Annotated in this window: 16 protein-coding genes and 2 pseudogenes; 6 read left to right on the top strand and 12 right to left on the bottom strand. The window is 71.9% G+C overall.

The features are described 5' to 3' along the window. Positions 1 to 16: 16 nt before the first annotated feature. The 3 genes from ACIBK8_RS08205 to ACIBK8_RS08195 form a co-directional block, all read right to left on the bottom strand. Positions 17 to 1,417: a nucleobase:cation symporter-2 family protein gene (locus tag ACIBK8_RS08205; protein ID WP_399040833.1), complete on the bottom strand. Its 1,401-nt coding sequence runs from the start codon at positions 1,415 to 1,417 to the stop codon at positions 17 to 19. A gap of 122 nt (positions 1,418 to 1,539) precedes the next feature. Next, positions 1,540 to 2,613, bottom strand: a complete 1,074-nt coding sequence (locus ACIBK8_RS08200; protein WP_399040832.1) for an isopenicillin N synthase family dioxygenase — start codon at positions 2,611 to 2,613, stop codon at positions 1,540 to 1,542. 177 nt (positions 2,614 to 2,790) lie between these two features. Continuing rightward, positions 2,791 to 3,159 (bottom strand): ArsR/SmtB family transcription factor, encoded by a 369-nt coding sequence (locus ACIBK8_RS08195; protein ID WP_393687201.1) that lies wholly within the window; start codon positions 3,157 to 3,159, stop codon positions 2,791 to 2,793. Between the two features lie 94 nt (positions 3,160 to 3,253). On the opposite strand from ACIBK8_RS08195, the gene ACIBK8_RS08190 reads away from it, so the two are divergent. The 3 genes from ACIBK8_RS08190 to lnt all read left to right on the top strand — a co-directional run bounded on the left by ACIBK8_RS08190 (position 3,254) and on the right by lnt (position 9,192). Continuing rightward, complete coding sequence (locus ACIBK8_RS08190; protein ID WP_399040831.1) at positions 3,254 to 5,299, top strand: heavy metal translocating P-type ATPase; 2,046 nt, start codon at positions 3,254 to 3,256, stop codon at positions 5,297 to 5,299. Between the two features lie 233 nt (positions 5,300 to 5,532). Further along, entirely contained in the window at positions 5,533 to 7,473 is a 1,941-nt protein-coding gene (locus ACIBK8_RS08185) for an ABC transporter ATP-binding protein (protein ID WP_399040829.1), read from the top strand. A gap of 189 nt (positions 7,474 to 7,662) precedes the next feature. Continuing rightward, the gene (lnt, locus tag ACIBK8_RS08180; RefSeq protein ID WP_399040828.1) at positions 7,663 to 9,192 is read left to right on the top strand and encodes an apolipoprotein N-acyltransferase; all 1,530 of its coding nucleotides are present in this window, start codon (positions 7,663 to 7,665) and stop codon (positions 9,190 to 9,192) included. Here lnt and ACIBK8_RS08175 read toward each other — a convergent pair. Then, complete coding sequence (locus tag ACIBK8_RS08175; RefSeq protein ID WP_399040827.1) at positions 9,164 to 10,069, bottom strand: Gfo/Idh/MocA family protein; 906 nt, start codon at positions 10,067 to 10,069, stop codon at positions 9,164 to 9,166. The genes lnt and ACIBK8_RS08175 overlap by 29 nt on opposite strands. A 318-nt stretch (positions 10,070 to 10,387) precedes the next feature. Here ACIBK8_RS08175 and ACIBK8_RS08170 point away from each other — a divergent pair, with 318 nt between their 5' ends. Continuing rightward, positions 10,388 to 10,861, top strand: a complete 474-nt coding sequence (locus ACIBK8_RS08170; RefSeq protein WP_399040825.1) for a hypothetical protein — start codon at positions 10,388 to 10,390, stop codon at positions 10,859 to 10,861. A gap of 23 nt (positions 10,862 to 10,884) precedes the next feature. Here the strand turns inward: ACIBK8_RS08170 and ACIBK8_RS08165 are convergent, their stop codons facing one another. The 8 genes and pseudogenes from ACIBK8_RS08165 to ACIBK8_RS08130 all read right to left on the bottom strand — a co-directional run. Beyond that, complete coding sequence (locus ACIBK8_RS08165) at positions 10,885 to 11,427, bottom strand: hypothetical protein (RefSeq protein ID WP_399040824.1); 543 nt, start codon at positions 11,425 to 11,427, stop codon at positions 10,885 to 10,887. Positions 11,428 to 11,526: 99 nt separating this feature from the next. Further along, on the bottom strand, positions 11,527 to 12,195 hold the full coding sequence (locus ACIBK8_RS08160; protein WP_399041214.1) for a uracil-DNA glycosylase: 669 nt from the start codon (positions 12,193 to 12,195) through the stop codon (positions 11,527 to 11,529). A gap of 147 nt (positions 12,196 to 12,342) precedes the next feature. Next, a complete protein-coding gene (locus ACIBK8_RS08155) occupies positions 12,343 to 13,113 on the bottom strand; it encodes an SDR family oxidoreductase (protein ID WP_399040823.1) in 771 nt (256 codons plus the stop codon). Positions 13,114 to 13,141: 28 nt separating this feature from the next. After that, complete coding sequence (gene fabG, locus ACIBK8_RS08150) at positions 13,142 to 13,903, bottom strand: 3-oxoacyl-ACP reductase FabG (protein WP_393687193.1); 762 nt, start codon at positions 13,901 to 13,903, stop codon at positions 13,142 to 13,144. 269 nt (positions 13,904 to 14,172) lie between these two features. Beyond that, positions 14,173 to 14,568 (bottom strand): DUF3037 domain-containing protein, encoded by a 396-nt coding sequence (locus ACIBK8_RS08145; RefSeq protein WP_399040822.1) that lies wholly within the window; start codon positions 14,566 to 14,568, stop codon positions 14,173 to 14,175. Next, the gene (locus tag ACIBK8_RS08140) at positions 14,565 to 15,389 is read right to left on the bottom strand and encodes a HipA family kinase (protein ID WP_399040821.1); all 825 of its coding nucleotides are present in this window, start codon (positions 15,387 to 15,389) and stop codon (positions 14,565 to 14,567) included. The genes ACIBK8_RS08145 and ACIBK8_RS08140 overlap by 4 nt, the downstream gene beginning before the upstream one ends. A 104-nt stretch (positions 15,390 to 15,493) precedes the next feature. Further along, positions 15,494 to 15,688 carry an integrase gene (locus tag ACIBK8_RS08135; protein WP_399040820.1) on the bottom strand — a complete coding sequence of 65 codons (195 nt, stop codon included), beginning with the start codon at positions 15,686 to 15,688 and terminating at the stop codon, positions 15,494 to 15,496. Positions 15,689 to 16,499: 811 nt separating this feature from the next. Next, positions 16,500 to 17,093: pseudogene (locus tag ACIBK8_RS08130) on the bottom strand (transposase); the annotation flags it as partial. Between the two features lie 10 nt (positions 17,094 to 17,103). Here ACIBK8_RS08130 and ACIBK8_RS08125 point away from each other — a divergent pair. Then, positions 17,104 to 17,340 (top strand): annotated as a pseudogene (locus ACIBK8_RS08125) (copper chaperone PCu(A)C); the annotation flags it as partial. 320 nt (positions 17,341 to 17,660) lie between these two features. Next, positions 17,661 to 17,846 (top strand): hypothetical protein, encoded by a 186-nt coding sequence (locus ACIBK8_RS08120; protein ID WP_399041233.1) that lies wholly within the window; start codon positions 17,661 to 17,663, stop codon positions 17,844 to 17,846. The last annotated feature ends 33 nt before the right edge of the window (positions 17,847 to 17,879 follow it).

The following is a 17,879-nucleotide window of genomic DNA, read 5'->3' as shown; positions in this document are numbered from 1 at the left end:
CGTTCGCGGGCGGGCGTCAGCGGGCGGCTCGGTGTCCGGGGCGCCGGGTGGCGGTGGCCGTCCCGGGGCCGTCTCCTTCCCCGGGCCTCCCCTTGGTGCGTCGGCCGCGCCGCGGTGCGTGGTTGAACAGCAGGTTCAGGGTGAACGCGGAGACGGCGGTGCAGGTGATGGCGCTGCCGACGATGATGCGGGCGCCGGCGGGCAGCCGGTCGTAGATGTGCGGGGCGGTCACCGGAACCATCCCGGCGACCAGGGAGACGGCGACGATCAGCAGGTTGGACGTGCCGTCGAATGCGACCTGCCGCAGGATGCGGATGCCGACCCCGGCCACCATGGCGAACATCACCAGCGCCGCGGCGCCCACCACCGGGTCGGGCAGCGAGGCGACGAGGGAGCCCAGCCGCGGGACGCAGCCCAGCACGATCAGCAGGGCACCGGCGACGGCGGTGACCCAGCGGCTGCGGACGCGGGTCATCTCCACCAGCCCGAGGTTCTCCGCGAAGACGGTGTCGGGGAAGGAGTTCATGGCCGCGGCGAGCACTCCGGAGAGGCCGTCGGCGGCCAGTCCGCGGCCGAGGTCGCCGGTGCTCAGGGGCCGGTCGGTCATCTCCGCCACCGCGAGCATGCTGGCCGTCGACTCGGTGAAGATCACCAGCATCACCACGCACATCGAGACCACCGCGGCCACCGGGAAGTGCGGCGCGCCGAAGTGGAACGGCTCCGGCAGCCCGAGCCAGGGCGCCCCGGCGGCCTGCGAGAAGTCGGCCTGGCCGAGCGGGAAGGCGGCCAGGGTGCCGGCCACCATGCCCACCAGTACGGCGACTTGGCCGATGAAGCCGCGCGAGAGCCGTGTCAGCACGACGATCAGGGCGAGCACCCCGCCCGCCAGCACCAGGCGCGCGGGCGCCGCGTAGCCGGGAGCCGACGGGTCGTCGCCCGCCACCATGTGGGTGCCGACGCCGAGCAGCGACAGTCCGATGACGGTGATCACGGTGCCGCCGACCAGTGGCGGGAAGTAGCGCGCGAGACGCGCGAACGGCGCCGCGACCAGCAGGCCGAACACGCCGCCCGCCAGCATCGCGCCGTAGACCGCGGCCATGCCGTACTGCTGCGCGATGAGGATCATCGGCGATACGGCGCTGAAGCCCGCGCCTGCCACGATCGGCAGCCGCACGCCGAGCACCCGGCCCACGCCCACACTCTGGAGCAGCGTCACCACCCCGGCCACCAGCAGGTCGGCGTCGATGAGCAGGGCCACCGTGGCGTGCGGCAGGCCGGTGGCGGCGCCGAACAGCAGGGGTACGGCGATGGAGCCGGTGTACATCACCAGGACGTGCTGGGCGCCCAGGAGGAGGAGCGGGCCCCAGGGCGGGCGCCGGTCGACGGGGTGGCGCGGGGGCGGGCCGGTGTCTTCCACGGGGCGTGACCTCTCCGTGCGCGGCCCGGCGGGCGCCGCCAGGTCGTTCCGGGGCGGGCGAACGGCCGGACGGGGCGGGTGGTGGCGGGACTCGGGGCCGGGTGTGACCGGGTGTGGCCGGGTCAGTGGTCGCCGGTGTCGGTGGCGGCGAGCAGGCGTGCGCTCTCCCGCGTGGCGTCGTCGTGCGGTCGCAGGGCGCGGGAGCCCGCCAGCTTGGCAGTGATGTGCTCGCCGATGGTGACCGGCGGGTAGAGCGGTTCGGTGCCCGGGGGGACGCAGCCGGGCAGCGGGCTGATGACCGCGTCGTGGTTGCCGTCGTGGAAGTAGGCGGCGGATCTGCGGCGCACCAGCCGTCCTTCGGCGTCGGCCGGCGGCAGTACCCGGTGCAGCGTGGAGCGCCAGCGGTCGTTGCTCCAACGGGCGAGCGCGTCACCGAGGTTGACCAGCAGGGCGCCGTCGGCCGGTTGCACGTCGTGCCACCGCCCGCCGTCGCCGAGTATCTGGAGTCCCGGCACCCGGTCCGCCCACAGCACGGTGACGATGCCGTAATCGGTGTGCGCGCCCATCCCCATCCGGCCCCGGTCGAGGCGGGTGTCCCCGGCGGGCAGCGCGTAGTTGTTCATCCGCAGCACGTCGACGGAGTGGTCGGTGTACGGGCGGAAGAAGTGCTCGTCGAGTCCGAGTGCGTGCGCGAAGATCCCGGTCAGCAGCCGCGCCAGGCCGCCCGCGTGCCGGAACCAGGTGTCGACGGCCTCCCGGAAGGCAGGGACGCGGCGCGGGTCGGGCCAGCGGTTCGCGGGGAAGTGCGTGGCCGGCAGCGCCCCTCCGGTGTGGCCGGTGCCGTCCACGCCGACGTTGAACGCCTCGAACAGGTCCTCGGGCGAGGTGACGCCCAGGCTGAGGCTGAGTTTCTCCGCTCTGGGCGGGGTGTAGCCCCGGTTGATCTCGGGCGGGGCGCACAGGGCCTTCTTCTCGTCCAGGGGGAGGGCGAAGAAGGCGTCCATGGCGTCGGCCAGGTCCCGCGGGGCGGTGTCCGGGATGCCGTGGCCGGTGATCTGCATGAAGCCGACGGTGCCGGCCGCTTCGTCGACGGCCGACGCGAGCACGGCGCGCTCCGCCGCACCGCCCGTGGCCCAGCGCGCCACGTCGATGACGGGAACCTCGAAGTCGCCATGGGATGCGGGGAGTTCAGCCATCGCGGGCCCCTCCTTCCGGGTGGGACAGGGGGATTTCCTGACGGTGCATCACGGTGGCGGGGCGCCCTGGGCATGTAAATGCCCGGCTGCGGATTCTGGCCGACCGCCCAAACCCGCCCCGCCGATCCCCCGTCCCCCTTGGCCGAACCTCCAATGCGGTTGCGTACGGCAGGTGCGCTACGCCGGGTCGGCCACGTCCGGCAGGTCGCGGGCGCCGAGGCGCAGGTGCTCGATGTGGTAGACGGCCTCGTCGAGGAGCTGGGCGACGTGGGTGTCGTAGAGGCTGTAGACGATGCGGCGCCCCTGGCGTGAGCCGGTGACCAGGCCCAACGCGCGGAGCAGGCGCAGCTGGTGGGAGACGGCCGACTGCTCCATGCCGACGGCGTCGGCGAGTTCACCGACCGGGCACGGGCTCTGCCGGAGCCGGGTCAGGATCATCAGCCGGGAGGGCGTGGCCAGCGCCTGGAGCGTGGCGGCGATGGTCGCGGCGGCGTCCGCGTCCAGATGCGCCGCCGGTGTGGTGCGGCCGTCGACTCCGTGTCCCATGAGACACATCGTATCTGGCATATACGTGAAGACCTCTTCATGTATTCCGCTATGGTGTGCGCGTTACCGTCCCCGCTCCCCCGAGGTGCCCTCCATGACGTCCACGCTGGTCGACGGCGGTACGGATCGCTCCGGCCGCACACCGCCCGCGCCCCCTGCACCCGCTCGGCGCACCCGGCTCTTCGCGCTGCCCGAGGTCCGCTGGGCCGTGCTCGCCGCGCTCGCCTTCCTGCTCGCCTTCCCGCTCGACCTGACGGGCGCTCCCGCCTGGTCCTGGGGCCCGCTGTACGCGGTGTGTTACGCGGCCGGAGGCTGGGAACCCGGCCTCGCGGGTCTGTCGGCGCTCCGCGAGCGCACCCTCGACGTGGATCTGCTGATGGTGGTCGCGGCGATCGGCGCGGCCACCATCGGGCAGTTCCTGGACGGCGGGCTGCTGATCGTGATCTTCGCGGTCTCGGGTGCCCTGGAGGCGCTGGCCACCCGCCGCACCGAGGACTCCGTCCGCGGACTGCTCGACCTCGCGCCCACCACCGCCGTACGGATCGACCCCGGGGCCGGGCCCGCGGGCGCCGACCGGGAGGAGCGGGTCGAGGCGACGGCGCTGCGGGTGGGCGACACCGTGCTGGTACGCCCCGGGGAGCGCTTGCCCGCCGACGGGACCGTGCTGGACGGGGCGAGCGAGGTGGATCAGGCCACGATCACCGGTGAACCGCTGCCGGCCGGAAAGACCGTGGGCGACAAGGTGTTCGCCGGCACGCTGAACGGCACCGGGGCGCTGCGGGTGCGAGTGGGAACCGATCCGTCGGATTCGGTGATCGCGCGGATCGTGGCGATGGTGGCCGAGGCCAGCGGCACCAAGGCACCCACCCAACTGCTGATCGAGAAGGCCGAACAGCGGTATTCGGCGGGTGTGGTGGTCGCCACGCTCGCCCTCTTCGCCATCCCGCCGGCCTTCGGGGCCGACGTCACCACGACGCTGCTGCGGGCGATGACGTTCATGATCGTGGCGTCCCCGTGCGCGGTGGTGCTGGCGACCATGCCGCCGCTCCTGTCCGCCATCGCGACGGCGGGCCGGCACGGCGTACTCGTCAAGTCGGCCGTGGCGATGGAGGAGTTGGGGGCGGTGACGCGGGTGGCGATGGACAAGACCGGCACCCTCACCGAGGGGACGCCCCGGGTGGCGGAGGTCGTCGCGCTGCCGGGCCGCGACGAGTCGGCGGTGCTCGCGCTCGCGGCGGCGGCCGAGCACGCCAGCGAGCACCCGCTCGCACGCGCCGTGCTGGCCGCGGCCCGGGAGCGGTCGCTGCCGGTGGCCGCCGCGCGTGACTTCTCCTCCGCTCCGGGGCGCGGCGTGCGGGCCGTGGTCGAAGGGCGGACCGTGCAGGTCGGCAGTCCGGCGGCACTCCTGGACGACCCGGAGGACGGCACGCGGGGAGCGTCCGCGGCACGGTCGGCGGCCGCCCCGGAGCCGCGGCCCGTGACGGTGGCACGGGAGGCCGTGGCGGCGGCCGAATCCGCGGGCCGTACGGCCGTGGTGGTGCTGGTGGACGGCGAGCCGGCCGGGGTGCTTGCGCTCGCCGACCGGCTGCGGCCGGGCGCGCCGGCGGCGGTGGCCCGGCTGGCCGCCCTGACCGGCACCGAAGTCACCCTGCTGACCGGCGACAACACTCGCGCCGCCGCCCGTACGGCACAGGACGCCGGCATCACCGACGTGCGGGCCGGACTGCTGCCGCAGGACAAGGTCGCGGCGGTGGTCGGCTGGCAGGAGGAGGGCGCGAAGGTGCTGGTGGTGGGTGACGGCGTGAACGATGCGCCGGCGCTGGCCGCGGCGCACAGCGGTGTGGCGATGGGGCGGGCCGGTTCCGATCTGGCGCTGGAGACGGCGGACGCGGTCGTGGTGCGGGACGAGCTGGGCGCGCTGCCCGCGGTGATGGCGCTGTCCCGGCGGGCCCGGAGGCTGGTGGTGCAGAACCTGTGCATCGCTTCGGTGTGCATCACGGCGCTGGTGGTCTGGGATCTCGTCGGCCATCTGCCGCTTCCCCTGGGCGTGTTGGGGCACGAGGGGTCAACGGTCCTGGTGGGGCTGAACGGGCTGCGGCTGCTGCGGACCACGGCCTGGCGACGGGCCGCGGACGGCTGACCGGGCGGACCCGGGAGTGGGACGCGGGCGGGAGTCGCGGGCGGGGAGCACGGGAGTACTTGCCCCCTTCTCCCCCGTCCCCCGTAAGGGTCTCCCCCGCCATCACGGACACCCCCCGGGGGTGACCAGCAAGGAATCCCTTGACCTCAAGTTTAGTTGAGGTCATAGGTTCCTGTTCAGTCGCCGGTTCGCCACGGCGATCCCTTGACGAACCGAGCCCCTTGGAGACCGCGATGGACATGGAAGTCACCGCCTGGCATTCACTGCACAGCACAGTGACCGCGCAGCAGGGCAAGCGCTCCTTCTCCCGCACCACGCTGCGGCGGATGGCGGCCTTCGCCCGCCCGCACCGGCGCAGACTGCTGTGGTTCCTCCTGCTGAGCACGGCCACCGCGATGCTCGCGGTGGCCACACCACTGCTCGCCGGACGGGTCGTGGACGCCATCGTGCACGGTGACGCCGCCCGCACCGTGCTGGGCCTGTCCGGTCTCATCGCGCTGATCGCGGTCGCCGAGGCGGGCCTGGGACTGCTCACCCGCTGGCTGTCGGCCAACATCGGCGAGGGACTGATCCTGGACCTGCGCACCACCGTCTACGACCACGTCCAGCGGATGCCGGTCGCGTTCTTCACCAGAACCCGCACCGGCGCCCTGGTCAGCCGTCTCAACAACGATGTGCTGGGCGCCCAGCGGGCGTTCAGCGACACCCTCTCCGGGGTCGTCAGCAACATCGTGACGCTGCTGCTCACCCTCGTCGTGATGCTCGGCCTGTCCTGGCAGATCACCCTGATCGCGCTGGTGCTGCTGCCGCTGTTCGTACTCCCGGCCCGCCGGGTCGGCCGCCGGCTGGCCGCGCTGCGCCGTGAGGGCGCCGACCACAACGCCGCGATGGGCACCCAGATGACCGAGCGGTTCTCCGCGCCAGGCGCCACCCTCGTCAAGCTGATGGGCCGCCCGGCCCACGAGTCCGCCGAGTTCGCCGCACGGGCCGACCGGGTGCGCGACATCGGCGTGCGCTCCGCGATGGTGCAGACGTACTTCGTCACCGCGCTGACCCTGGTCTCCGCACTGGCCCTGGCCGTCGTCTACGGACTCGGCGGATTCCTGGCCCTGCGCGGACAGCTCGAACCCGGCGCCATCGTCTCCCTGGCCCTGCTGCTCACCCGGCTCTACGCCCCGCTGACCGCGCTGTCCGGCGCCCACGTCGAGGTCATGAGCGCGCTGGTCAGCTTCGAGCGGGTCTTCGAGGTGCTGGACCTCAAGCCGCTGATCTCCGAGAAGCCGGACGCCAGGACGGTGCCCGAAGGCCCGGTTGCGGTCGAGTTCGACTCCGTACGCTTCGGCTACCCGTCGGCCGACAAGGTGTCCCTGGCCTCCCTGGAGGAGGTCGCCACTCTCGACACCCGGGGCGGCGAACAGGTCCTGCACGACGTGTCCTTCCGCGCCGAACCGGGCCAGATGGTGGCACTCGTCGGCTCGTCGGGCGCCGGCAAGTCGACCATCGCGCAGCTGCTGCCGCGGCTGTACGACGCCGACGCGGGCGCGATCCGGCTGTCCGGGGTGGACGTCCGCGACCTGACCGCCGCCTCGCTGCGCGACGCACTCGGCATGGTCACCCAGGACGGACACCTCTTCCACGACTCGATCCGCGCGAACCTGCTGCTCGCCAAGCCGGGCGCGACCGAGGACGAACTGTGGAGCGCCCTGCGCCGCGCCCGGCTTGCCGACCTGATCGGCTCGCTGGCCGACGGCCTCGACACCGTCGTCGGCGAACGCGGCTACCGCCTCTCCGGCGGCGAGCGGCAGCGGCTGACCATCGCCCGGCTGCTGCTGGCACACCCCCGGGTGGTGATCCTCGACGAGGCCACCGCCCACCTGGACAACACCTCCGAAGCCGCGGTGCAGGAAGCCCTCACCGAGGCCCTGGAGGGCCGCACCGCCGTGGTCATCGCCCACCGGCTGTCGACCGTACGGGCCGCCGACCTCATCCTGGTCGTCGAGGCGGGCCGGATCGTCGAACGCGGGACGCACGACGCACTGCTGGCGGCCGACGGGCGCTACGCCGAGCTGTACCGGACCCAGTTCGCCGACGCGCCCGGCGGCCCCGACGCCGACCGGGACAGCGCCCCTGAGACCGGCCGCGAGCCTGCCGGGGAAGCCGCGCTGGTGCGCTGACGGGCCCCAGGGCCGAACCTCCGCCACGCGGCGGCGCCCCACCGGCGCCGCTGCGTGGCGGTCCGCCGTCCGCGGCCCGCGCGATCTTCGCCGGGTCCGCCCCCTGTCGGTCGCCGCCCGACGCGCGCACACTGGCCGTCTGCCGTGAAAATGGGCCGGACCTGCAGGCTCTGCCGAAGGGGAGGCGGTATGCGCACACCCGGTGCCCAGCGGAGGTGGCGGATCGGCTCCCGTTGGCGGCGGAGCCTGGCCGCGCTGTGCTGCGGTGCCCTGCCGGCGCTCGCCTTCCCCGCACCGTCCTGGTGGTGGCTCGCCTACGTCGCCGTCGTCCCCTGGCTGCTGCTGATCAGGACGGCGCCGACGGCCCGACGCGCGGCCCTGGAGGGCTGGTTCGGCGGCACGGGCTTCATGCTGGCGGTCCATCACTGGCTGCTGCCGAACCTGCACGTCTTCATCCTCGTCCTGGCCGCCCTGCTCGGTGCGCTGTGGGCGCCGTGGGGGCTGCTGGTGCGCGCACTGCTCGGTGGCGCACCGCGGGCGGGCCGGTGTGCGGCGGCGCTGGTTCTGGTGCCGTCCGGCTGGCTGCTGATCGAACTGGTCCGGTCCTGGGAGACATTGGGCGGCCCGTGGGGGCTGCTCGGCGCGAGCCAGTGGCAGCTGCCGCCCGCGCTGCGGCTCGCCTCGATCGGCGGGGTGTGGCTGCTGAGCCTGCTGCTCGTGGCGGTGAACACCGCGCTCGCGCAGCTGATCGCGGTGGCGCGCACCCGGCTGCCGGCCGTCGTGGGCCTGCTGGTCTGCGCGCTGGCCGGCACCGCCGCCTGGTACGGCGCCCCGGTCCCCCGCAGCGACGGCACGGTACGGGTCGCGGTCGTCCAGCCCGGCACCGACGGCGGGCCCGACGGACGGCTGGCCCGCAGCGAGTCGCTGACCCGCGCCATGGCGGGCCGTGGCGTGCGGCTCGTCGTCTGGGGCGAGAGCAGCCTCACCCGGGATCCGGCCGACCACCCGCGGCTCGCCGCCCGGCTGGCCGCGCTCTCCCGCGAGACCGGCGCCGACCTGCTGGTGAACGTCGACGCGCACCACGCAGGGCAGCCCGGGATCTACAAGAGCGCCGTGCTGGTCGGGCCGCACGGGCCGACAGGTCAGCGCTACGCGAAGATGCGGCTGGTGCCGTTCGGCGAGGTCATCCCGTTCCGGCCGCTGCTGGGCTGGGCGACCCGGGTCGGCGACGCGGCGGCCGTCGACCGCAGGCGCGGCACCCACCAGGTGGTGATGCCGGTCGCCACCGCTGACGGGCTGCACATCGGGCCGCTGGTGTGCTTCGAGACGGCGTTCCCCGACATGAGCCGGCATCTGGCGGCCGACGGCGCGCGGGTGCTGGTCGCGCAGTCATCGACCGCGACGTTCCAGGACAGTTGGGCGCCCGCGCAGCACGCGTCACTTGCCGCGCTGCGGGCCGCGGAGACCTGGCGGCCGATGGTGCACGCCACGCTCACCGGCGTCAGCGCGGTGTACGGCCCGCGCGGCGAGCAGGTCGGCGAGCGGCTGGGCACCGACCGCAGCGCCGCCGCCGTCTACGACCTGCCGCTCGCCGAAGGCACCAGCCCTTACACCCGGCTCGGCGACTGGCCCGTATACGGCGCGCTGGCGGCGCTCGGCCTGTGGGGCGCGACCGCCGCGCTGCGCCGCGTCAGCCGGACTGGGCGAGCGCGTCGGTGACGACCCGTTCGCACAGTTCGTGGGTGCGCAGCGCGTCCAGCGCCGATGGCCGCACACCGGCCCTGACGTCGCCGAGGAAGGACAGCACGATCTGCTCGATGCCGCGCTGGCGGGCGACCGGCACCCAGTCACCGCGCCGCCGCACCGTCGGCTGCCCCTTGTGGTCGATGACCTCGGCGAGGTTGACGACCTGGCGCCTGGCGTCCTGACCCGAGACGTCGAGGATCTCCTCGGCTGAGCCGCTGAGCCGGTTCATGGTGCCGATGGCAGTGAAGCCGTCGCCGGAGAGCGTCAGGACGACGTGCTCCATCAGCCCGTCCCTGATCCTGGCGCGCACATCGACCTGATCGAACTCGCCGGGTGCCAGGAAGCGAAGGGTGTCGATGACGTGGATGAAGTCGTCCAGCACCAGGGTGCGGGGGTCCTCCGGGAGGCCGACGCGGTTCTTCTGCATCAGGATCAGCTCGCGCGGGTGCTCGCGGCACTGGGCGTAACCGGGCGCGAAGCGGCGGTTGAAGCCGACGGCCAGGCCGACACCGCGGTCCTCGGCGAGATGGACGAGACGCTCGGATTCCGCGTACTCGTAGGAGACCGGCTTGTCGACGTAGGTGGGTACCCCTGCCTCGATCAGCCGTCCGACGATCTCCGGGTGGGCGGCGGTCGGCGCGTGCACGAAGGCCGCGTCGAGCCCTGTGGCCAGCAGCGATTCCAGGTCCGTGTGGCGCTGCCCGCCGGGCAGTCGGTGGGTGTCGCCGACCCGCTGGAGGGTGGCCGGGGTGCGGGTCTGCAGGTGCAGTTCCACGCCGGGCTGCGCTCCCAGCACGGGCAGGTATGCCTTCTGGGCGATGTCGCCGAGCCCGATGCAGCCGACCTTCACGCGTTCTCCCGGGGTAGTGCCGCGGCCCGCATCGGTCGCGGCGCCGCGTGTGCCGGAAGTTTACGGGGCGGGGGGGGTGACGGACGGTCGCCGGTCGGCGATGCCGTCCGGGCCGCGCAGGGCACGGAACCGCTGAACTCGATGCCGCGCACGGATGGCGAAGAGCACGGGCAGTCCCACGGCGCGGACGCACCCCGAGCGGACCTCCGCACCGCTCCCGTGCCTCGCGTCGTCTTTCCGCCTCGCCGATCACCCCTGCGGGGACTTCCCCCGTGCACCTGCGGCCAGGAGAGTGGCGGGGTGCACCGTTTGCCCGTAATGACTGTTCTGGCGGTGGTGGTCGTGGCGACCGCCACCGGCTGCATGACCGTCTCGCCCCGCCCGGCTCCCGACGGTCCGCGCCGTGCCGCGCCGCCGCCCTCCGTGGAACCGACCGGCTCGGGCCTGCCCACGCCGGCCGGGGAACGGAGCGGGCCACGGAAGCCCGGAACGCCACCGGACCGTCCCGGAGCGAAGGACCGCCGGAAGCCGCCCGGCCACGGCCACGGCGCGCGGGACCGCGGCATGCCCGGCGGGGCCACCTCGCACGGCCGCGGACGGTTCGTGCCCGCGCCCGGCGGAAACGGTCCGGTGCGCCAGGGCGGCGGGGCGGCCCGGCCGGCGCCCACCCGCGCACCGCGGCTCGGCGGGCTGCCCGCCGGCGCGGATCCTTGCGCGCTGGGCCGGACGTACGGCCACTGGCAGCAGGGCGGCGCCGCGAACCGGATCTGCCGCCAGACCTACGGAGGGTAAGGCGGCACGGACAGCAGGCCAGGCTACGACGGCCGCCCCGGGGCGGCGCCGATGCGGCCCTCCAGGTGCTCGATCTCGGCGCGGAAACCGCGCCGGTACGCACCGTCGGTCAGGGCATCGGCCCACACCCGCGCCCGCAGCAGCTGGGCACGGGCGTCGGCCGGGCGGTCGAGTGTGACGTAGTCGGCCGCGAGGTTGAGGTGCAGCACCGGGAAGAAGGCACGGAGGGCAATGACGGGGTGGCGCGGGCCGCGGCCGTCGGCGACCTGTCCCCCGCCCCGCGTGCCGGTGTCCGCTTCGGGCCGCTGGGTGAGGAAGCCCTCGGCGACCTCCAACGCCCGCAGATCCCAGTCGAGTTCGTCCTTCGGATCGTCCTGGGTGTCGGCCATGTAGTGCGCGAGGGTGCAGCGGTGGAAGGCGTTGCCGTACGGACCGATCTCGTGCCACAGCGTGTGCAGGCGGTTGCGTGCCTCTTCCCTGTCACCGGCCCGGTGCAGCATGATCGCCTGGCCGATCCGGGTCAGCACCCCGTCATCGGACGTCTCCTCCCGCTGCTGCTCCGTCACCGCTCACTCCCGCGTCGGTCCGCCGCTTCTGCCTCCCGACGCTAACCGCCGGGTGGCGCCGCCGCGCGGTGTGCGGGACGGCGCGGGGACGGGCCCGGCTCAGCCGATGTCGGGGATCCGCCAGTCGATCGGGGTGTGGCCCTGGGCCGCGACCGCTTCGTTGATCTGGGTGAACGGGCGGGAGCCGAAGAACTTCTTCGCCGACAGCGGGGAGGGATGCGCGCCCTGCACCACCGCGTGCCGCTGCTCGTCGATCAGCGGCAGCTTCTTCTTCGCGTAATTTCCCCACAGCACGAAGACCGCCGGGTCGGGGCGGGCCGCCACGGCACGGATCACCGCGTCCGTGACCTTTTCCCAGCCCTTGCCCTTGTGCGAGTTCGCCTCGCCCTCACGGACGGTGAGTACGGCGTTCAGCAGCAGCACGCCCTGCTGGGCCCAGGGCATCAGATAGCCGTTGTCCGGCACCGGGTGGCCCAGCTCCTCCTTCATCTCCTTGTAGATGTTGCGCAGCGAGGGCGGGGTCTTGACGCCGGGCCGCACGGAGAAGCAGAGGCCGTGCCCCTGGCCGGCGCCGTGGTACGGGTCCTGGCCGAGGATGAGCACCTTCACCTGGTCGTACGGCGTCGCCTCCAGCGCCGCGAAGACTTCCTCGCGGGGCGGGTAGACCGGACCGCCCGCCCGCTCCTGCTCCACGAAGTCGGCCAGCTCCTTGACGTAGGGCTTTTCCAGCTCCTCGCCGAGGGCGCCGCGCCAGGACTCGGGCAGCATGTCGGTCACCACGTAACAACCTCCGGTGTGCGTTCCGTTCTCGTGTACAGAACTTACCGGCGACCACTGACAACGCAGGAACGGGTGGGGCGGCGGCCTCTGCGGACCGCCGTCCCACCCGTGAAGGGAGGGCCGGGCGCCCGGTCGTCAGACCCCGGCGTTGAGGAACAGACCGCCGTCGACGACCAGCGTCTGGCCGGTGATCCACCCGGCGGCGTCGGACAGCAGGAAGGCCGCGGCCCCGCCGATGTCCTCGGGGACGCCGAGCCGTGCCATCGGGTACCCGGCTGCCGCCTCCTCCTCGCGGTTCTCGTAGAGCGCCGCCGCGAACTTGGTCTTGATCACCGCGGGCGCGATGGAGTTGACGCGGGCGACGGGCGCGAACTCGTGCGCGAGCTGCATCGAGAGGTTGACCAGCGCGGCCTTGCTCATGCCGTAGGCGCCGATGAAGGGCGAGGCGTTGACGCCGGCGATCGAGGCGATGTTGACGATCGCGCCGCCGTTGTCCTTCTGCCAGGCGTGCCAGGTGCGCTGCGCGAAACCGAGCGCCGAGATGACGTTGGTCTCGTACACCTTGCGGGCGACGCCCAGGTCGAGGTCGGCGATCGGGCCGAACACCGGGTTCGTCCCTGCGTTGTTGACGAGGTAGTCGACGCGGCCGAAGGTCTCCATCGTCCGCTCGACGGCGACGGCCTGATGGGCCTCGTCGTGCGCCTTGCCCGCGACGCCGATCACCCGGTCGGCGCCGAGCCGCTCGACGGCCTCCTTGAGCGCGTCCTCGTTGCGGCCGGTGATGGCGACCCGGTCACCGCGGGCCACCAGCGCCTCGGCGATGCCGTAGCCGATGCCGCGGCTCGCGCCGGTGACCAGCGCCACCTTGCCCGAGGGCTCGGGGAGCGCGCTGTGCTGCTCGGTCATGTGCTGTTCTCCTGGATCGGTGGGGCGGTCAGTTGAGCGGGCCGCCGGCGACGTACATGACCTGGCCGGAGACAAAACCGGCCGCCTCACCGGTGAAGAAGGCGATGGCGTTCGCGATGTCCTCGGGACGGCCGACGCGCTGCACCGGGATCTGGGTGGCGGCTGCGGCCTGGAAGTCCTCGAAGCCCATGCCGACGCGCTCCGCGGTCGCCGCGGTCATGTCGGTGACGATGAAGCCGGGGGCGACGGCGTTGGCGGTGACGCCGAACTTGCCGAGCTCGATGGCGAGGGTCTTGGTGAAGCCCTGAAGACCGGCCTTGGCCGCCGAGTAGTTGACCTGCCCGCGGTTGCCGAGCGCCGAGCTGGACGACAGGTTGACGATCCGGCCGAACTTGGCGTCCACCATGTGCTTCTGGCAGGCCCGCGACATCAGGAACGCGCCCCGCAGGTGCACGTTCATGACCGTGTCCCAGTCGGTTTCGCTCATCTTGAACAGCAGGTTGTCGCGGAGCACCCCCGCGTTGTTGACGAGCACGGTCGGCGCGCCCAGTTCGGCGGCCACCCGCGCGACCGCCGCCTCCACCTGCGCCGCGTCGGAGACGTCGGCGCCGACGGCGATGGCCCTGCCACCGGCCGCGGTGATCGTCTCGACGGTGTCCTTGCAGGCCGCCTCGTCGAGGTCGAGTACGGCGACGGCGCGGCCTTCGGCGGCCAGACGGACGGCGGTGGCCGCGCCGATGCCGCGGGCCGCGCCCGTCACGATGGCGACGCGCTGCTCGGTGGTGGACATGCGGGTTCTCCCTACCCTCGAAACCTCGAACGCCGCGACCAGCGGCTGCGGCACCGTTCCCGAAGGTGAGCAACCGCTTAGTCGCTTCAGCAGGGCTGACGCTAGAAGCCCGGCCACCCGCTGTCAACGCCCACCGCCGCGGCGTTGCCCACCTCACCTGCGCAGGACGGCGAAAGGTGGCCCGATGCGCGCGGCAACGAGCCGAAAACGGCCGGGCGGCGCCGCGCCGGCCCTCCAGGACCTCTGCGCAGCGCCGCCCGGCCACCCCGTCAGCGCACCAGCAGTTCCAGCAGCCGCTCGGCCTCGACAGCCGGATCGGTGGTCAGGCCGGTGTGGACGGGGCCCGGCTGAACCACGGTGCTGCGCGGCGCGATCAGCCAGCGGAAGCGCCGCCCGGCGTCGTCCTGCGCCGCCTGCCCCGCGCGTTCCCCACCGCGGCAGATGCCCTCGACCGCGCTCAGCGCCGCCCGCACCCCCTCGACGTCAGCTGCCCGGTCCAGGCACAGCAGCCTGGCCTCGTCCAGATACGTACGCGCCTCCACGAAGCGCCGGGCGTGGCAGTACACGACCACCCCCGCATTGATCATCTCGCCGCGCTCGACCCGGGGGACGACCTTCAGGAGCGCGTACTCGAACACGTCGCGCCCGTTGTGCAGACCGCTCACTTCACTGCCCTCCGCGGCGGCTTGCCCGCCAGCCACTCCGGCGCCCTGGAGGGCTTGTCCGGGGTGCGTTCGCCGATCGTGATGCGGTCGCTGATCACCGCCGCGCGGGCCAGCAGCGTGCGCACGTACGCACTCCGAAGCTCGTCGGCCGACCCAAAGCCGGGCTCGTCGACCAGCCACTCATCGGGCACGTCGGCCGCGATCTCGGCCAGCAGTTCCTCGGAGATCTGCGGCACGAACTCGTCGGCGGCCAGGGCGATATCGGGGTCGAAAGTGGCCAGCACGTGATCCGTGGCGTCGTAGGGCTTGGCGGACGCCTTCTCCGCGCCGGGCCAGTTGTGGTGCCAGATCATGGTGGCGCCGTGGTCGATCAGCCACAGCTTTCCGTGCCAGACCAGGAGGTTGGGGTTACGCCAGGACCGGTCGACGTTGTTGATCAGGGCGTCGAACCACACCACGCGGCCCGCCTCGCGCGACCCGACCTCGAAGGCGAGCGGGTCAAAACCGAGCGACCCCGGGAGGTAGTCCATCCCCAGGTTCAGCCCTCCGCTGGCCTTCAGCAGCTCCTGGACCTCCTGGTCCGGCTCCCCCAGGCCGATCACCGGGTCGAGCTGCATCAAGGCCAACTCGGGCACCCGCAGCCCCAGCCGCCGGGCCAGCTCCCCGCAGATGATCTCGGCGATCAGAGTCTTGCGCCCCTGCCCCGCACCGGTGAATTTCATGACGTACGTACCGAGATCGTCGGCCTCGACGATCCCCGGTAGCGATCCGCCTTCACGCAACGGCGTGACGTAGCGGGTCGCGATGACTTCGGTCAGCATTTCCCCAGGCTATACGCCCCAGTAGCCTGAACATCGAAGGTGTGACGTCAGGCACGTGCGACCGGAAAGCTCCGCAATCAGCCCTGGGGAGAATCTGGGGAGTTTCAGCCGGCGCCCATCTCTTCCGCTCCCCCGAACATCTCGTCGATCGCGGCGCGTCCCCGGTTCCCGGCCTCCGGCATGAAGTGCGCGTAGTAACCCAGCGTGATCGTTGGCGACGAGTGTCCGAGCCACTGCGCCAACGTGACCACGGACTCGCCCACCTCCAGCAGGATCGAAGCGTAGGTGTGCCGCAGCACGTGAAAGCCATCCTTGGGTGATGCCCGCCCACTATCTAGGGCTTCGCCCCCACAGGACGCTGCGGAATGACTCCAGCCTTGGCCAGGGCAGGCTTCCACGTGTGGGTGTTCCACGTATTCACCGCGATGGCGTTACCGAACCGCATGGTAAGCAGCAGCGGAAATTTCTTCATCGGCCTGTCCTGCCCGGCCGCTCCCAGGGAAGTTCCACTTCCACCGGCGGATACTTCTTGATGTGACTCTTCAGCTCTTCGGCTACCGATAGCGGCATGTCAACGACACGTGTCTTCCTCCCCTTCGGGAGCGTGAAGTACAGCTTGCCGCGGAAGCTCTGAACCTGCCGGCGGACGTGGAGCACACCGCGGGCACAGCCAATGTCGTCCGGGCTCAGACCGAAGACTTCCCCTGGCGCAGCCCGCATCCTAAAGGCTGTCTCGCTAACTGACGGCCATGGCGGCCGGTAACTGGAGAGCGAGCGGTGATGCCACGCTGGAGGCATGTCGAATGAAGGTGCAGTCCCTCCGGACTACGTGGACGTGGACGGCTTGGTCAGGTCGATCGAGTCAACGCTGGATCACAGCGAGTCGGTCATCTTCGCGACGGCCAGCGGCTCCGAGCGCAATCAAGTCCGTAGAGCTGTACGCCACATGGGATGGGTGATCGCCCAGCCCATCAAGGGAGGCCGGATGGAAGTCAGGCGTTATCGGCCACCGAGGGCAATCAAGGACCTTGAGCGCGAGATGTGGGAGCAGGGTCTCGGGTGAGCTGATGAAGGGGTCGTCGTGCCGGCCTGCTGGTCGTGACTGAAGCGTCAGTCGGCCATAGCAAGGTTGTGCATGCGTGCGACCCCGCTCGTGGCCCAGAAGACGCCGCCCCCTTGAGTCGGCAGTCGCGAAGGATCTTCCAGTTCTTCATCCGGGCGAAGACGTGCTCGACACGGGCGCGTACCCGGCGGTGGGAGGCGTTGTGTTCTCCCTTCCATGCAGGAAGCGCGTGCTGCCCAGGGTCGCGGCGATGGGGAATGATCGCGCGTGTGCCCCGGTAGCCGCCGTCCGCGACCACCAGGGCCTTCCCGCAATCGACCGCGGCTCCGGAGTCACCAAAGGCGGTGCAGTCGTTGCGGTTACCCGGCAACGGCTGCCCGATGGTGAACACCAAACGGGTGTCCGCCTGGATGACCACCTGCAGGTTTGTCGAGTAGCGGTAGTTCTTCGAGGGTGCGGTCGCGGGTGGGCACGAGCGTGCCGTCCGCGATCAGGACCTCATCCCGCTTCGGACGTCGGCGCACGGGCTGAAGGGCCAGCCAGGGGCTGTGCCGGTTGATGATCCGGCCAACCGCCGCCGGGGAGATCCCGAACAGCGGCGCGAGCTGCCGCACCGTGAGGTTCGTGCGGTAGTACATCGCGCCCGACGCGTTGCCCGCCGCCGGCTACATCGGCCTGAAGAACTCCGCCGACAAGGACATCAAGGTCACCAAGATCGTGAGTCCTGACTACAAGAACATTTCGATCTACCAGACCGTCGTCGACAGCGAGAGCTCGAAGATGGTCAAGGTCGATGGGGTCGCCGTTCCCACCAAGGGTGAGTTCTCAATCGTTCCCGGCAGCTACCACATCATGTTGGAGAAGCCGAACCCACCTGATCACCCCGGGCGACAACGCCCGCGTCGTCTTCTTCCTGGACAACGGCACCGTCTTCAAGGTCCGGATGCCTGTCCGCACCTCGCCCGAGCTGTACTGACCCTGACCCGCCGACGCCACCAGGAGACCCGGGCATGCCCACGTACCACCTCGACTCGGCAACAACCAGGCCGAAACGCGCGATTCCGTCACCAAGCTCACCATCACCGGCACCGCACTCGACATCGACTCCTTTCTCACCGCCAACGCCAAGGCTCCCGTGCCCCTGTGGAGCAACGTGGTCCTCACCCGCGGCGACAGCCGCCACCCGGCCACCACCAACTGGGTCGAGGATGTCGAGAACACCGACACCCACCAGGACGTCGTCCTCATCGTCGGCGACCCCGCAGATCCCGCATCCCGCATCCCGCCGCGTCCGCCTCACTGACGCCTGGGCCAGCGCCAGCTACCACCTGGACGAGGACGACGCCCCCGACGCATTCGTCATCAGCTTCGCCGACATCGCGATCGAGAAGTAACGCCCCGACCTCGCCGGCCTACGGAGCGCGATG

Origin of the sequence: Streptomyces sp. NPDC050161, from assembly GCF_044460025.1 — a bacterium.
In the GTDB taxonomy this organism is placed as follows: domain Bacteria; phylum Actinomycetota; class Actinomycetes; order Streptomycetales; family Streptomycetaceae; genus Streptomyces.
Note: the sequence above shows the minus strand (reverse complement) of the source record. Positions and strands in the feature narration are given on the sequence as shown.

Bases quoted from the DNA above. Each gene is read 5' to 3' on its own strand.
- lnt (WP_399040828.1), top strand. From the start codon at position 7,663: ATGCGCACACCCGGTGCCCAGCGGAGGTGGCGGATCGGCTCCCGTTGG.
- fabG (WP_393687193.1), bottom strand. From the start codon at position 13,903: ATGTCCACCACCGAGCAGCGCGTCGCCATCGTGACGGGCGCGGCCCGC.
- ACIBK8_RS08185 (WP_399040829.1), top strand. From the start codon at position 5,533: ATGGACATGGAAGTCACCGCCTGGCATTCACTGCACAGCACAGTGACC.
- ACIBK8_RS08195 (WP_393687201.1), bottom strand. From the start codon at position 3,159: ATGGGACACGGAGTCGACGGCCGCACCACACCGGCGGCGCATCTGGAC.
- ACIBK8_RS08200 (WP_399040832.1), bottom strand. From the start codon at position 2,613: ATGGCTGAACTCCCCGCATCCCATGGCGACTTCGAGGTTCCCGTCATC.
- ACIBK8_RS08160 (WP_399041214.1), bottom strand. From the start codon at position 12,195: ATGCTGCCCGAGTCCTGGCGCGGCGCCCTCGGCGAGGAGCTGGAAAAG.
- ACIBK8_RS08170 (WP_399040825.1), top strand. From the start codon at position 10,388: ATGACTGTTCTGGCGGTGGTGGTCGTGGCGACCGCCACCGGCTGCATG.
- ACIBK8_RS08140 (WP_399040821.1), bottom strand. From the start codon at position 15,389: ATGCTGACCGAAGTCATCGCGACCCGCTACGTCACGCCGTTGCGTGAA.
- ACIBK8_RS08155 (WP_399040823.1), bottom strand. From the start codon at position 13,113: ATGACCGAGCAGCACAGCGCGCTCCCCGAGCCCTCGGGCAAGGTGGCG.
- ACIBK8_RS08190 (WP_399040831.1), top strand. From the start codon at position 3,254: ATGACGTCCACGCTGGTCGACGGCGGTACGGATCGCTCCGGCCGCACA.
- ACIBK8_RS08120 (WP_399041233.1), top strand. From the start codon at position 17,661: ATGTCGAGAACACCGACACCCACCAGGACGTCGTCCTCATCGTCGGCG.